The sequence below is a fragment of the Microcoleus sp. Aus8_D2 genome (genome assembly GCF_036702665.1).
Lineage (GTDB): Bacteria > Cyanobacteriota > Cyanobacteriia > Cyanobacteriales > Microcoleaceae > Microcoleus.
The window spans coordinates 81,643-95,391 of sequence record NZ_JAUBUN010000012.1; the positions used below are offsets into that span (position 1 = coordinate 81,643).

12 protein-coding genes and 1 pseudogene are annotated in these 13,749 nt (G+C 48.8%); 10 read left to right on the forward strand and 3 right to left on the reverse strand.

The features are described from left to right. Positions 1-73: 73 nt before the first annotated feature. Positions 74-1,687 (reverse strand): citramalate synthase, encoded by a 1,614-nt coding sequence (cimA, locus tag QUB64_RS12245; RefSeq protein WP_333269432.1) that lies wholly within the window; start codon positions 1,685-1,687, stop codon positions 74-76. Between the two features lie 117 nt (positions 1,688-1,804). On the opposite strand from cimA, the gene QUB64_RS12250 reads away from it, so the two are divergent. Together QUB64_RS12250 and thiO are read left to right on the forward strand one after the other, a co-directional pair. Then, complete coding sequence (locus QUB64_RS12250; protein ID WP_333269431.1) at positions 1,805-2,143, forward strand: 2Fe-2S iron-sulfur cluster-binding protein; 339 nt, start codon at positions 1,805-1,807, stop codon at positions 2,141-2,143. 581 nt (positions 2,144-2,724) lie between these two features. Next, entirely contained in the window at positions 2,725-3,843 is a 1,119-nt protein-coding gene (gene thiO, locus QUB64_RS12255; RefSeq protein ID WP_333269430.1) for a glycine oxidase ThiO, read from the forward strand. A 599-nt stretch (positions 3,844-4,442) separates the two neighbouring features. On the opposite strand, the gene QUB64_RS12260 is transcribed toward thiO, so the two are convergent. After that, a complete protein-coding gene (locus QUB64_RS12260; RefSeq protein WP_333269429.1) occupies positions 4,443-4,625 on the reverse strand; it encodes a hypothetical protein in 183 nt (60 codons plus the stop codon). A 60-nt stretch (positions 4,626-4,685) separates the two neighbouring features. Between QUB64_RS12260 and QUB64_RS12265 the strand changes: the two genes are divergently transcribed. From QUB64_RS12265 to QUB64_RS12295, 8 genes and pseudogenes are all read left to right on the forward strand, one after another. Continuing rightward, positions 4,686-4,976: a hypothetical protein gene (locus QUB64_RS12265; RefSeq protein WP_333269428.1), complete on the forward strand. Its 291-nt coding sequence runs from the start codon at positions 4,686-4,688 to the stop codon at positions 4,974-4,976. Between the two features lie 19 nt (positions 4,977-4,995). After that, the gene (locus QUB64_RS12270; protein ID WP_333269427.1) at positions 4,996-5,433 is read left to right on the forward strand and encodes a hypothetical protein; all 438 of its coding nucleotides are present in this window, start codon (positions 4,996-4,998) and stop codon (positions 5,431-5,433) included. A 521-nt stretch (positions 5,434-5,954) separates the two neighbouring features. Next, on the forward strand, positions 5,955-7,529 hold the full coding sequence (locus tag QUB64_RS12275; RefSeq protein ID WP_333394072.1) for a group II intron reverse transcriptase/maturase: 1,575 nt from the start codon (positions 5,955-5,957) through the stop codon (positions 7,527-7,529). A 170-nt stretch (positions 7,530-7,699) separates the two neighbouring features. Beyond that, positions 7,700-8,218 (forward strand): transposase, encoded by a 519-nt coding sequence (locus QUB64_RS12280; protein ID WP_333269425.1) that lies wholly within the window; start codon positions 7,700-7,702, stop codon positions 8,216-8,218. After that, positions 8,184-9,422 (forward strand): annotated as a pseudogene (locus QUB64_RS12285) (DUF4118 domain-containing protein); the annotation flags it as partial. The gene QUB64_RS12280 and the pseudogene QUB64_RS12285, both read left to right, overlap by 35 nt. Positions 9,423-9,537: 115 nt before the next feature. Continuing rightward, a complete protein-coding gene (locus tag QUB64_RS32960) occupies positions 9,538-9,801 on the forward strand; it encodes a PAS domain-containing protein (RefSeq protein ID WP_369124804.1) in 264 nt (87 codons plus the stop codon). Beyond that, positions 9,704-12,238 carry a sensor histidine kinase gene (locus QUB64_RS12290; RefSeq protein ID WP_333269423.1) on the forward strand — a complete coding sequence of 845 codons (2,535 nt, stop codon included), beginning with the start codon at positions 9,704-9,706 and terminating at the stop codon, positions 12,236-12,238. Before QUB64_RS32960 ends, QUB64_RS12290 begins: the two co-directional genes overlap by 98 nt. Positions 12,239-12,267: 29 nt before the next feature. Next, positions 12,268-12,714, forward strand: coding sequence for a response regulator (locus QUB64_RS12295; protein ID WP_333269422.1), 447 nt, complete (start codon positions 12,268-12,270; stop codon positions 12,712-12,714). A 503-nt stretch (positions 12,715-13,217) separates the two neighbouring features. Here the strand turns inward: QUB64_RS12295 and QUB64_RS12300 are convergent. Next, positions 13,218-13,685, reverse strand: a complete 468-nt coding sequence (locus QUB64_RS12300; RefSeq protein ID WP_333269421.1) for a hypothetical protein — start codon at positions 13,683-13,685, stop codon at positions 13,218-13,220. Positions 13,686-13,749: the final 64 nt, after the last annotated feature.

Consider the following 13,749-nt stretch of genomic DNA (forward strand, 5'->3'; position numbering starts at 1 on the left):
GGAGGCGGGTTTGGTTTGTATAGACGCGGTTTCTAACCGCCCGGTATTTTATCTCACCGCCCGGTATTCTTAGTTAATGCACCCGACAAACCAGGGGAATCGCCTCCTGATTTTCCAACACCAAACCGTACTCCAAACCCTCAACAACCGCCTGACAAGAAGCATCCAAAATATTACCAGAAACCCCAACCGTCGTCCAACGATCGTGGCCGTTACTAAACTCAACCAACACGCGAGTTTTAGCAGAAGTACCCGCACCAGAATCCAGAATTCGCACCTTGTAATCTGTCAGATAAAAATGGGCTATCGCCGGATAAAAATTCACCAAAGCTTTCCGCAAAGCCGCATCCAAAGCCGAAACCGGGCCGTTTCCTTCGGCACATTCCAGAATAATTGTACCGTTTACGGACAATTTCACCGTTGCTAAAGCCGTACAATCTGCGCCAACCTTATCGCAGTGGACTTGAAATCCCGTAATTTCAAACCAGCGCTGTCGCTGCGACAAAGCCTCCCGCATTAACAATTCAAAAGACGCCTCAGCACCCTCAAATTGATATCCCTGACTTTCCAAATCTTTCAATTTTTGGAGAATTTGGCGACAAGCAGGATTTTTGCGATCGAGTTCAATACCAAAAGTCTTAGCCTTCGCCAAAACATTACTCAAACCCGATTGATCCGAAATCACAATTCGCCGGATGTTGCCGATTTTTTGCGGTTCCAAATGTTCGTAAGTCAACGGATTTTTCTCAACCGCCGATACATGAATTCCGCCCTTGTGAGCAAAAGCCGAAAGACCGACAAAAGGAGCGTGGTCATCGGGAGCAAGGTTGACAATTTCGCTGATCGATCGACTGACTTGAGTTAATTTAGCTAATTGCTCGTCTTGAATGCAATCATAACCCAACTTGAGCTTAAAATTAGGAATCAAAGAACACAAATCGGCATTACCGCAGCGTTCGCCGTAACCGTTAATAGTTCCCTGTACCATAGTCACCCCTTCGCGCACCGCAGCCAAAGCATTAGCAACCGCAACTCCCGAGTCGTTGTGAGTGTGAATTCCTAACTGTAAAGATTGGGCGCGTTCTGTTCCCAAAGCTGCTAAAACATCGCGAACAACCTGACTGACTTCGTGAGGTAAAGTACCGCCGTTAGTATCGCAAAGTACCAGCCATTCTGCACCGGCATCCGCCGCCGCTGCTAAAGTTTTAATCGCATAATCGGGATTGTGCTTGTATCCGTCAAACCAGTGTTCGGCATCGTAAATAACGCGCCTTCCCTGACTCCGCAAATATTCAATAGTATCTCGAATCATCGCCAAATTTTCTTCTAGCGTCGTCTTCAAACTTTCAATCACGTGCAAATCCCACGACTTGCCAAACAGCGTTACCCAGCGAGTACCTGCGGACAAAATAGGCTGCAACATTTCATCATTGGCTGCCGTTTTCCCGGGCCGTCTAGTCGAACAAAAAGCGACAACTTCTGCTTGACTTAGCGGCTGTTCTTTGAGCCGCCAAAAAAATTGTACGTCTTTAGGATTCGCGCCGGGCCAGCCGCCTTCAATAAACGGAATTCCTAAGCTGTCTAACTGTCGAGCTATGCGCAGTTTGTCTTCGAGAGATAAGCAGAGTCCCTCGCACTGAGCACCGTCTCGCAGCGTGGTATCGTAGATCCAGAGCCGATTTTTCATGGGGAATTCTCAATTCTCAATTGGTAATATATCACTTATCATATTAGATAAAATTATTTGAAATAAATGCGATAATATATAGGAAAATTAACATAAATCTAATCGGGGTAAATTGCTGTGGTCAAGGTACAAGCACAAGGAAAAACATTTGAGTGCGATCGCGAATCGAATCTCCGTGAAGTCTTGCTCAAAAACGGCATCGATCTCTACAACGGTAACGCCAAAGTCATCAACTGTCACGGTTTGGGGACTTGTGGCACCTGCGCCGTCAGCATCGAGGGCGAAGTTTCCGAGCCCGAGTGGCGCGAAAAAGCGCGACTTGGGCTTCCTCCCCATTCTCCCGCATCGAACCGCCGTTTGTCCTGCCAGACTAAGGTTTTAGGCGATATTAAGGTGACAAAATATGACGGTTTCTGGGGCCAGGGCTCGGAGACTGTCTGGAAACCTCAAGCATAGATTTTTGGTGCAGTACAGCCGATCGGCTGTACTGTGTTTAGATTGCATATTTCTTTCTGGCGGGCTCGGGCGTGTTTTCTTTCCTCTCCCATCAGATTCTGATCCCCCTTCTCAAGGGACGCAAGACACTCTTTCTCCCCCCTTTTTAAGGGGGAGTAGGGGGCAAGCTAGGGGGGAGCTCCGGGGAAAGAAAACACGCCCTAGGAGCAACGGCCCACAAGAGTTGCAAGATAATATGTAAGACTTGCCCAAAAATTCTAACTGTAAGGTGCTAACACCAGCCATTAGTGTCAACAAATACGTCAAATGTAGTATGAGTCTGCTGGCTGACGATTAGGCTTTCGATCCCCCCGGCGCCCCCCTTCTTAAGGGGGGAACAAGAGCCTCCTGCGTCCCCCGCATCGTTGCAGGGAACAAGAGTATCAAAGTCCCCCTTTTTAAGGGGGATTTAGGGGGATCGAAACTCAACTAAAAGCGAGATTTATCAGGGATTTTAGGCGATTGTTGACACCAATTGCACCAGCACCTTACTCTCAAGAAAGTCCTGAGGTAAAAAAGCCAGAAAGTCCATAGAAAAGTCAATGAATTCATCTCAAGATATTCTGATTGTTGGCGGCGGAATTATCGGCCTTTCCCTAGCAGTTGAACTGAAGTTGCGAGGGGCTTCTGTCGCCGTTGTCACCGCCGATTCTAAACAACCGACGGCCCGGGCGGCTGCCGGAATGCTGGCGCCACAAGCCGAACGAATTCCCCCGAGTCCGATGCTGGATTTGTGCTGGCAAAGTCGCTCTCTGTATGCTTCCTGGGTGGAACGGCTAGAAGAGATTACGGGGTTGAAAACGGGATATTGGCGATCGGGAATTATCGCACCAGTCTGTCAAAATGAGCCTCAACAACAGCCGTGTTTATCAAACCTTAATTGTCAATGGCTCGACAGAGACGCGATTCGCCAACATCAATTTGGATTGGGCGATGAAGTAATTGGTGGTTGGTGGTATCCTGACGACGGTCAAGTTGACAACCGCGCTTTATTTCGGACGCTTCAAGCTGCAACTAAAGAATTGCAGATTGAGATTGTTCAAGATACTGCCCAGGAAATTATTAGCTATAAAAACCGAGTTTTTGGCGTAGAAACAACAGCCGGAAAATTGCAAGCAGACCGTTATGTTTTGGCGGCAGGACCTTGGTGTGAAAAGTTATTGAATATTCCAGTTTTTCCCAGAAAGGGGCAAATGCTGTCAGTCTGCGTACCAGAAAATTTGGGAGTGATTCAGCCGCTGCAAACAGTTTTATTCGGGACTGGCATTTATATTGTGCCGCGTCAAGATGGCAGAATTATTATTGGCGCAACTAGCGAGAATGTGGATTTTACCCCTGGAAATACGCCCGCAGGAATCCAAAGTTTGCTAGCAGGAGCGATTAAGTTATATCCAGAATTGCAGAATTATCCGATTCTAGAGTTTTGGTGGGGATTTCGACCGGCTACGACGGATGAGTTGCCGATTTTGGGTGCTTCTGCTTGGGATAATTTGATATTGGCAACTGGGCATTATCGCAATGGCATTTTGTTGGCTCCGGTGACTGCTAAATTGTTGGCTGATTTGATGTTGGAGCAAAAGTTAGATCCGTTGTTGGCTGCTTTTCATTATTCGAGGTTTGCACCTGCTGTTGGGGACGCAAAATCTCTATCTTTAGGGTGATTTTCGGCGCACCTTACTCGGTTATTTTGGCGCGCTGTTATAGCACCCGATCGCGTGTTTGTAGTGAGGGCTTTAGTCCTCTCTTGATGAATGAAGAAGGACTTGCATTCCTTACTACGAAATTAATTGGGGTCGTACAAGAATAGTCCAGATTGTTTTTAGGTCGCAGTGTTAAACTCTGGATTTTACCTTGCAGAACGGCTCGATCGCCCGCAGTGACTTAGCAATCGCGATCCGCCATCAAAACTTGCATCTGTGCGATCGCCCAAAAACCCTTATTTTACGGTTGGCAATCAAACACTATCCAAAATGTTGTTAAATATAAATAGCTTTATAGTTGTTACTCTGATGCCTTTGAAAATAGAACGGCTAAAAGGGAAACAACCAGCTAGCGGTAATTTGGAGCGATAACTGCGACAACCGCTCAAGCTGTCTCAGCAAAAGTTGGCAGGTGAATAGGTCTGAGCTTTACCACAATTAATCGGATCGGGAGTAACAACCCTGAGTTTCGATCGAGTCAAAAGCATTTTCACAAAAAGAATAGCGATAGGCGGGAAGCTCAGCGTCTTTAGACCTGAGAGGCAAGCCAACGAGCGGCTTTAGCCGCCTAACTCTTCTTCGATTAACTGATCGATCAATTGTCTGAGTTTGTTTTGCCAGTCATCTACTGCTTTCAGTTGTTCCCGGACACCCGGACGCACTTTAACTTGAACAGGAGTTTTGTCGTAGGCAACCCCGTTTGTGGGAACAAAACCTAGTTTTTGTTTTTTCTGGAACGGCACGACAAAGACCTGTATATATTGATATACTAATACAATAACAAATCATTGAAGGTCGAATCAATGGGCAAGAAACAGATGGGTGTTCAGCAAGTCTTGCTGCATCCAGATCAAGAAACTGAAGCCATTCTCAGATACCTCTGTGAGCAGTCAGGAAAGCACTATAACAATGGGGTTTACTTTGCACGACAAACGTTCTTCAAGACCGGAAAGATCTTGACAGGCAAGTTTGATTTAGACTTTGAACCAAGCGTTGCCAAAACTGCGGTGGCTCAAAGCCTGCCGTCTACGCCTGCACAGCAAACTCGCTCGATCGGTTACGGAGGCGTTCAAATCTTTCAAAAGCTTACGTGAGTTGCATTTCAAAGGTCAATTGCACTTCAAGCCGAAAGCACCCGACTATCTCAAAGGTTCAAAACTGTTCAAGGTTGCCTACCCCAACTCGGGCGGACAAAAACCTAAGCTAGTTGATGGGCAGTTGAAATTCTCCCTAGGATTGACGGTTAGACGCTGGTTTGGATTGTCTGAATTCTTTCTACCAATGCCGTCAAACCTTGACATTGCCAAAGTGAAAGAGTTTACGATTCTACCTAAGAACGGTGCTTTCTATTTGGAACTGTCCTACGAGGTCAAGCCACAAATCAAAGCGCTTGACATTAATCAGGCGGTATCGATTGACTTGGGAACGGCTGATAATCTTGCAGCCTGTGTCGATACCTTGGGCAACTCCCTGCTGATTGATGCACGGGCAATGAAGGCAATGAATCAACTCTGGAATAAGGTGCGATTCGTTGTGAGTGAATCACGGTGAAAATCCGTAAATAACCTCACCAACCCAACCCGATGACGGGAAAAGGTTGAACTCTCGGTCTGATCTGGGTGCAAGTCCCATCTGCCAGACTCAGGTATGACTCCCTATCTGCCTACGATGACCGGACTCGGTTTCTGGAGGTCGAAGCTAGGAACAGGGCGCAATCAGACACCCGTTGTGGGGTGACACTGGTGCTAATGGGGAGTTCCTATGATGAAACAGAGCCTGCAAAAGCAACCTACAGAGAAGCGGGACACAACACAAATACCCGACTTCACTGGAGCTAATTCCCGCCGCATTTTTTTATTGATAGCGGTCTGAGTCCAGGGATTCCAGTGGTTGAATTGGCTACATCTAAAGGAACAATCAATCAACCGAGGGAACGAATAAAAACGGATTGAAGGTCTAAAGGAGGTCGAACCCTACTTTGTAGGCTGGACGAGCAGCGGAACTCCTTCAATTCGGGTAGGACAAACCGTAATTGGTTTGAGGTGTTCAGAATACACAAATTGGAGAAGAGCATGGTTAGGCACAGCAATAATGCTAGTGAATCTTGGATGACATTACCGTGGAAGAAATTCCGCCGTGACTTATTCCGCCTACAAAAAAGAGTGTATAAAGCGATTCTTGCAGGAGACAAGCGAAAAGCCAAGTCCCTCCAAAAGCTAATTCTGAAATCTACCGCAGCTAGATTATTGGCTATCCGTCAAGTATCACAGCTAAACGCTGGGAAAAAGACCGCAGGAATTGACGGCAAAAAGTCCCTTAACTTTAAGGAACGCTTCGAGCTTAATGAACTGCTAAAAGCATCAGGTAGCAACTGGAAACACCAGGGGCTAAGAGAAATACCCATCCCTAAAAAGGACGGTACTGTCAGGATGTTAAAAATCCCCACTATTGCAGACCGGGCTTGGCAATGCCTAGCAAAATACGCATTAGAACCAGCACATGAGGCTACCTTCCACGCTAGAAGCTACGGTTTTAGAACGGGACGCTCGGCACACGACGCTCAGAAAATCTTGTTCATTAACCTAAGCAGCAATGCCAATGGAAGAGATAAAAGAGTTATAGAACTCGAGATCGAAAAATGCTTCGATAGGATAAACCACACTGCCATAATGGATAGACTCATCGCTCCTAAGAGCATAAAGCAGGGAATCTTCCGCTGTCTAAAATCCGGGGTCAATCCAGAGTTTCCCGAGCAGGGAACACCCCTGGGCGGGGTGGTGAGTCCGCTATTAGCTAACATCGCCTTAGATGGGATTGAAAGTATTCATAGATATCACAGAATATCTAATAACAGAATCACGGACAAAACCTCAAGGAAAGATATTATTGAGCCAACAGTCCGCTATGCGGATGATTTGGTAATAATATTACGACCACAGGACGATGCCCAAGAGATACTTAACAAAATCAACCAGTTTCTAGCAGAGCGGGGAATGAAAGTTAGTGAAAAGAAAACCAAGCTAACCGCCGCGACAGATGGTTTTGACTTCCTCGGCTGGAATTTCAAAGTCCAGAAAAACGGGAAATTTAAATGCGTTCCATCAGTGGACAACTTTAAAGTTTTCCGTAAGAAAGTAAAAGCCATCGTCAACTGCTCGAACTATGGTGCTACCACAAAGGCTGAGAAATTAGCCCCTGTAGTTAGAGGCTGGAGGAATTACCACCGCTTCTGCAAGATGGACGGGTCTAAAAACTCGTTATACCACATCGAAACGAGAGCTTTCAAGGTATTCAACAAGGAAACTAAACAGAATCGCTACTCTAGCAAACAATTACTAGATAAGGCGTTCCCATCAGTTCCTTACTCCGAAAGTAAACACATCAACGTCAAAGGCGAGAAATCACCCTACGACGGCGACTTGACGTATTGGAGCGAACGTAACAGCAAGCTCTATAACGATAATACCTCTAAAGCCCTCAAGCGGCAAAACCATAAATGTGGATACTGTGGACTAAAAATGCTCAGTGACGAGAAGGTACACTTACATCATGTTGATGGAAACCACCAAAACTGGAAAACTAAAAACCTTCTAGCCATTCACGAAAGCTGCCACGATTATATTCACATGAGCAAACGCGAAAGCTAAGAACATCGGAAGCTGGGTGCGGTGAAAGTCGCACGCCCAGATTTAACAGAGAGGAGCGCGGGATAATACCCGCCTTCGACTCTACCAAGGTTGCCACTCGCAAAGAAGGGAAGCCAGAAGCTGATTGGGATAGCTGGTTAGACCGTGTGACCCGGAAACGTAACCATCAAATGCGTGACGGTATTAACAAAGCGGCAAAGTCGATTGTTGACCACTGCCTGAAATATGGCATTGGGACGCTTGTAATCGGTTGGAACGAAGGCTTTAAGTCGAATGCTAGCCTGGGCAGATTGAATAATCAGAAGTTTGTCCAAATGCCGCTCGGAAAGTTGAAAGACAGGCTCAAACACCTTTGTGAGTTACATGGGATTCGATTTGAAGAGACTGAGGAAGCCTATACGTCAAAAGCAAGCTATCTAGATGGCGAGTCCCTACCTAAGTTTGGTGAAAAACCGGACGGGTGGAAAGCATCGGGTAAGCGCGTTCGACGGGGATTGTATCAGTCTGCGGATGGTTCGATTGTGAATGCCGATCTCAATGGAGCGGCAAATATTCTCAGAAAAGTAGCCAGTAAGTTAGGCGTTGACCTAAACCAACTGAGTAGACGGTGCTTGACGACCGTAGCGAGGATTCGACTTTGGGTATTGCCTACGGTTGAACTCCTGTCAGCAGAATCTCAGTGTCTTTAGACCTGAGAGTGTCAAAGATGTTCGATTACCTGCATATAGCGTAGCGATTTTCTCCGTGGCTCTGGCACTGGGGCTAACCCGATCGCTCTTACCGTCGCTTTATCCCACCACAACACCTCTATTTTCGATCGCGGTGATGGTAAGCGGCTGGTATGGCGGTTTGGGTGCCGGTTTGCTGGCAACGGTTTTGTCTGCTTTGGCAATCAATTATTTCTCGATCGAGCCTTTCTATTCCTTACATATTGCTAATTTCCCGACAATTGCTCAGTTGAGTACATTTTTGATGGCGGGAGTAGCGATCAGTTTGCTCAATCAATCGCGACGCAGTCCTCTCAAAAATGCCCAGGCATCCTTGCAGACATTACAGGAAGCAAGGTCGTCAGAACAAAAAGCGGGGGCGGTTAACCAAGCAGCAGAAAGTGCTGCGCAAGAACAGCTAGAAAATGTGCTTTCTAGCATCCGCGATGGGTTTTATGTTTTCGATCGCGATTGGCAGTTTACCTACGTTAACGATCGCGTCTGTGAAATGGTGGCAATGCAGCGAGAAGCCATGCTGGGTCAAAAGATTTGGGATTTGTTTGCCGATCTAATTGACACCGATGTTTACGTGCAGTTTCATCAAGCGATGAGGGAGCGAACACCCAACTCCGCTGAGTATTTTTATCCGAGATGGCATCGCTGGTACGAACACCGAGTTTATCCTACAAGCGATGGAGTAGCGGTTTTGGCGGCTGACATCACCGATCGCAAACAGGCAGAACTGATGCTAGTCGAGCAGAAGCAACTGCTAGAGTCGATCGCATCGGGACAGCCACCAGACGAATGCCTCGCTGCCGTCTGTGACGCGGTATCGAGGCTCAATCCAGGCGTCAGAGCCTGCTTCTTGCTGGCGGATGCCCAGCGATTGAAGTTTCCTCGCTCGATCGCTCCAGAGTTTCCACCCACCTACGGAGAAGGACTCAAGGATGCTCCGATTAGCGAACTGGCGATCGGGCCGTGCGCTGCGGCGGTGTATTCCGGTGAACCGATTACCTGCCCGGACATTGCCAACGACGATCGCTGGGCCGGGCCCTGGCGAGACTTATGCGCCGCTCACGGCGTGCGGGCGTGTCATTCCACCCCCGTACTAGGTGCAGACAAACTGCCGGTCGGGTCGCTGATGCTGTGCTTTGACAAGGTGCGGCCGCCCACCGATTGGGAATACCGACTGGCTGAGTTTGGCGTTTCGGTTGCCAGCATCGTGTTTGAGCGCGAACAATCGAGCCTTGCAGGCGAGCGAATCGGAAGCTCGCCTGCAACGGGCAATTGCGATCGAAACCGTGGGAGTCATTTTCTTCACAACCGATGGCAGTATCACCGAAACCAACGACGCTTTCCTCCAGATGAGCGGCTACAGCAAGCAGGATGTCGAGCAGGGATTGATGCGGTGGGACATCATGACACCGCCGGAGTGGATGCCCGCTTCCCTCTGCGCCATTGAGGAGTTTGAAACAACCGGGCGCGAGCCATCCTTACGAAAAGGAATACCTTCGCAAGGATGGCTCGCGCTGGTGGGCATTGTTCGCTGCAACGCGACTCAGTGAAGCAGAGGGCGTAGAATTTATGATCGATATCAGCGATCGCAAGCGCAGCGAAGCCGATTGCCAGTGGGCAGAAATGGCGCTGCGAGAAGCTCTCGTGCAGTTGGAGTCGGCTTTAGCGGCTGGAGCCATTTATACCTGGCGCTGGAACATTCCGAGCGATCGCGCGATTGTCGATGCTGCGATGGCTCAATTGTTTGCCGTAGAGCCCGCAGTTGCGACGACAGAAGGGCTGCCGGTCGCCTGCTTTGTCAATGCCATACACCAGGAAGACCGCCCTCGCGTTGGCGCCGCAGTCGATCGGGCGATCGCCACAGGCGAAAAGTATGCGGTTGACTGCCGAGTTCGGACTGTCAGCGGTGAAGAGCGTTGGCTAACGGCACGGGGTCGAGTCGAGTATGATGCGGCAGGGAACCCGGTTTCTTTTCCTGGATCGCTGGTTGATATTACCGAGTTCAAACAAGCCGAAGCCCAATTGCAAAGACTTTCCGCCCAAATTGAGCAGCAATTGCGAAGGTTTGATGCGGTGGCATCTTCCGTGCCAGATTTTATCTACACCTTTGATTTGTCGGGACGGTTCACTTACGCCAACCAACCATTGCTCGACCTCTGGCAGAAAACATTGGCAGAATCTGTTGGCAAAAACTTCTGGGAATTGGATTATCCGATCGAGTTAGCCGATCGCCTGCAACGCCAGATCCAAAAAGTCATCGCCGCGCGCCAACCGCTCAAAGACGAAACGCCCTACACCAGTGCTTCGGGTACAAGAGCTTACGAGTATATTTTTGTACCGCTGTTTGATGCCGGTGGTGCAGTAGAAGCAGTAGCAGGAATAACTCGCGATCTCACCGATCGCAAGCAGGCAGAGGAAGACCTGTGCCAGAGTGAAGCCCGCCTCCGCCCGATCGTTGACAGTGCTAAAGATTACGCGATTTTCACCCTCGATCTCAAGGGCACGATCGCCAGTTGGAACTCAGGGGCGCAGAGGCTGTTTGGCTATACCGAAGCAGAGGCGATCGGCTGCCCCTACGACATTTTACTCACGCCCGAAGACAACGCATCGGGACGAGCCGATCTCGAGAGGCAAACTGCTCTGGCGCAAGGACGGGCAGAAAACGAATGTTGGCACCACCGCAAAGATTGGAGCCGCTTTTGGGCAAGTGGGTTGATGATGCCCCTGCTCGACGAAGCAGGTAGTCCCCAAGGCTTCGTCAACATTATGCAGGACAAGACCGTGGAGCGGCAGTCAGGTGAAGGGCTGAAATTGCTGTATGAAACGACCCGCGAGCTGCTCTCGACAGACGAACCCCTGATGCTGATCGACAATCTATTTAACAAACTCGCAGTCCTACTGGATCTCCACTTTGTGTACAACTTCATGGTGGAACAGAAAGACAACCGTCCGATGCTGCATCTGAGAAACTCTCACGGCATCTGTGAAGAATCAGTGCAGGCGATCGAATGGCTCGAATTTGGTCAATATTTTTGCGGATGGGTGGCACAGCAGCGGCAGCAACTCGTCCTCAATCAAGCGCAACTTTCCACCGAGCCGAACCTTCAATCTGCCTCTGCAATGGGTATCGCGGGGATCGCAGCCTATGCCTCGTTCCCACTAATTGCCCAAGGGCGATTAGCGGGAACGCTTTCTTTTGCCAGTCTCACCCGAACCCACTTTATAACGGCAGAAATTGAGTTGTTGCAATCCACCTGCGATCAGATCGCGATCGCGATCGAGCGGGCAAACCTGACAAATTCGCTCCAGCAGCAAGCGGAAAAATTAAGACAGGCAAATCGCATCAAAGATGAGTTTTTGGCGGTATTGTCCCATGAGTTGCGATCGCCCCTCAACCCGATTTTGGGCTGGTCGCAGCTCCTCAAAACCGGCAAGCTGGACAAAGCCAGAACCGCTCAAGCCATTGCCACGATTGAACGCAATGTCAAGCTGCAATCGGAACTGATTGAAGATTTGCTGGATGTGTCTCGGATTTTGCAAGGCAAACTCAGCATGAATGCGACTCCGGTTAATTTAGCCGCGACGCTGCGAGGGGCGATGGAAACTGTTAATTTAGCCGCCGAAGGCAAGTCTCTTACGCTAGAAGCAAATCTCGCTCCTGAAGTCGGACAGGTTTGGGGCGATGCAACTCGCTTGCAGCAAGTAATTTGGAACCTGCTTTCTAATGCGGTCAAATTTACGCCGCCGGGGGGGCGCGTGACGCTGCGATTGGAAAAGATTGGCGATCGGGCGATCGTCTCGGTTAGCGACACCGGTAAGGGCATCGATCCGGAATTTTTGCCCTTTGTGTTTGACTATTTCCGTCAGGAGGATAGTGCTACGACGCGCAAATTTGGCGGTTTGGGATTGGCGATCGGGCGATCGTCCGCAATCTCGTGGAAATGCACGGCGGCACAGTTGAGGCAGCTAGCCCCGGTGAAGGGTTAGGGGCTACTTTTACCGTGAAACTGCCGTTAATGCCTGTTCAGTCTGCCGCCAATGTCGATCGTTTATCTTCCTCTCCCTGCCTTGATTTGAATGGAGTTAAAGTTTTAGTCATCGATGACGAAATTGATTCGCGAGAGTTTGTGGCGTTTGTCTTAGAGCAAGCCTCGGCGAGAGTCATTACCGCCACCACCGCAGGCGAGGGATTTGCACTGTTGACTCAATCTCCGCCGGATGTGGTACTCAGCGACATTGGAATGCCCGATATGGATGGCTATATGCTGATGCGACAGATTCGATCTCTGCCGCCAGAGCAAGGGGGAAGTGTTCTGGCGATCGCCCTAACAGCCTATGCTGGAGATTTTAACCAACAGCAAGCGAAGCAAGCTGGATTTCAAAGGCATCTAGCAAAGCCGATCGAGCCGGAGCAATTAATTAAGACGATCGGCGCACTTCTTGAAAACATCAGTCAAAATTGAGGAAGAACCAAAAGTAGGGTGCGTCGCGATCGACAATTTCTGGCATCCGATCGACAATCTGACTGCGACGCACCTGATAATATCAAGTCGGGTCGAGTAGTCTGAATATAGTAGGGGCTCCCCTCACCAACAATATTGGCTAAAAATCGACCCTCTCAAAAACCCGCCCCGGCCTATGTATAATGGTGAATTTACCGAACACGATCTAACATTTTTACAGCGCGTCAAAGCATTTTTTCACCTTAATCTTGCGGGACTAACGCATTAATATCATGTCCCTCGATTACGCTAATAAAAACGGTTAGTTCGCGCGTGCGGACTCCCTTCCGCAGCCAGAGAGCGGAAGGGAGTCCGCACGCGCGATCGAATTTGATTGTGGTTAAGCGATCGGACACGATCTAAGATAAAAGAAACCGAGTTTTTGACTTAATCTGTAGGTGACAGCGCGTCTTTTCGTCCATCAAACCCGGTTTCTGACTGCGCCTGCACCAACAATATCCCGATCAGTTTGCATCCTTTCTTTTCGGTTGGTTCAATTCCTTGCATTTAGCTAAAGCCAAATCGTAAGCATTTTGGTAATCGCTCCCGCCTAACATCAAATCGCCGTAATATTCATAAGGTTGATTCCCATAAATTGGCAGCGGATCGTCTTCAGGATAATCTTCTTTTGACTCATCTAAAATTGCTTTAAGTTTCTTCACGGTCAAGCGCTGCGCGGGGAAGTAATGAATGTCACCTGCACTTTGACCGAGATGGGGAAAAGTTGGATCGACAATTCGATCGCCGACTTCAATCCAGCTATACTCAATGGGTTTATAGGGCGCTCCCGGTGCAGCTAAAAATCCTTGGACGTAGATTGCGCCCTCGGTTGCTAATGCTGCTTTACAAGCATTGTCAAAGCAGTTTTTAGCGTTGCTTTTGATGCGAGTTGCGATTTCAATAGAAAGCGTCTCATCTAACAGTTCGGTCATAATCTCTTCTAGTTGCGTGTGTGATTAGATTGTAGCAAGTCAGAGGAATAAAGGCTTTAAAGCA

Bases quoted from the DNA above. Each gene is read 5' to 3' on its own strand.
- cimA (WP_333269432.1), bottom strand. From the start codon at position 1,687: ATGAAAAATCGGCTCTGGATCTACGATACCACGCTGCGAGACGGTGCT.
- thiO (WP_333269430.1), top strand. From the start codon at position 2,725: ATGAATTCATCTCAAGATATTCTGATTGTTGGCGGCGGAATTATCGGC.
- QUB64_RS12265 (WP_333269428.1), top strand. From the start codon at position 4,686: ATGGGCAAGAAACAGATGGGTGTTCAGCAAGTCTTGCTGCATCCAGAT.
- QUB64_RS12275 (WP_333394072.1), top strand. From the start codon at position 5,955: ATGGTTAGGCACAGCAATAATGCTAGTGAATCTTGGATGACATTACCG.
- QUB64_RS12280 (WP_333269425.1), top strand. From the start codon at position 7,700: ATGCGTGACGGTATTAACAAAGCGGCAAAGTCGATTGTTGACCACTGC.
- QUB64_RS12295 (WP_333269422.1), top strand. From the start codon at position 12,268: ATGCCTGTTCAGTCTGCCGCCAATGTCGATCGTTTATCTTCCTCTCCC.
- QUB64_RS12300 (WP_333269421.1), bottom strand. From the start codon at position 13,685: ATGACCGAACTGTTAGATGAGACGCTTTCTATTGAAATCGCAACTCGC.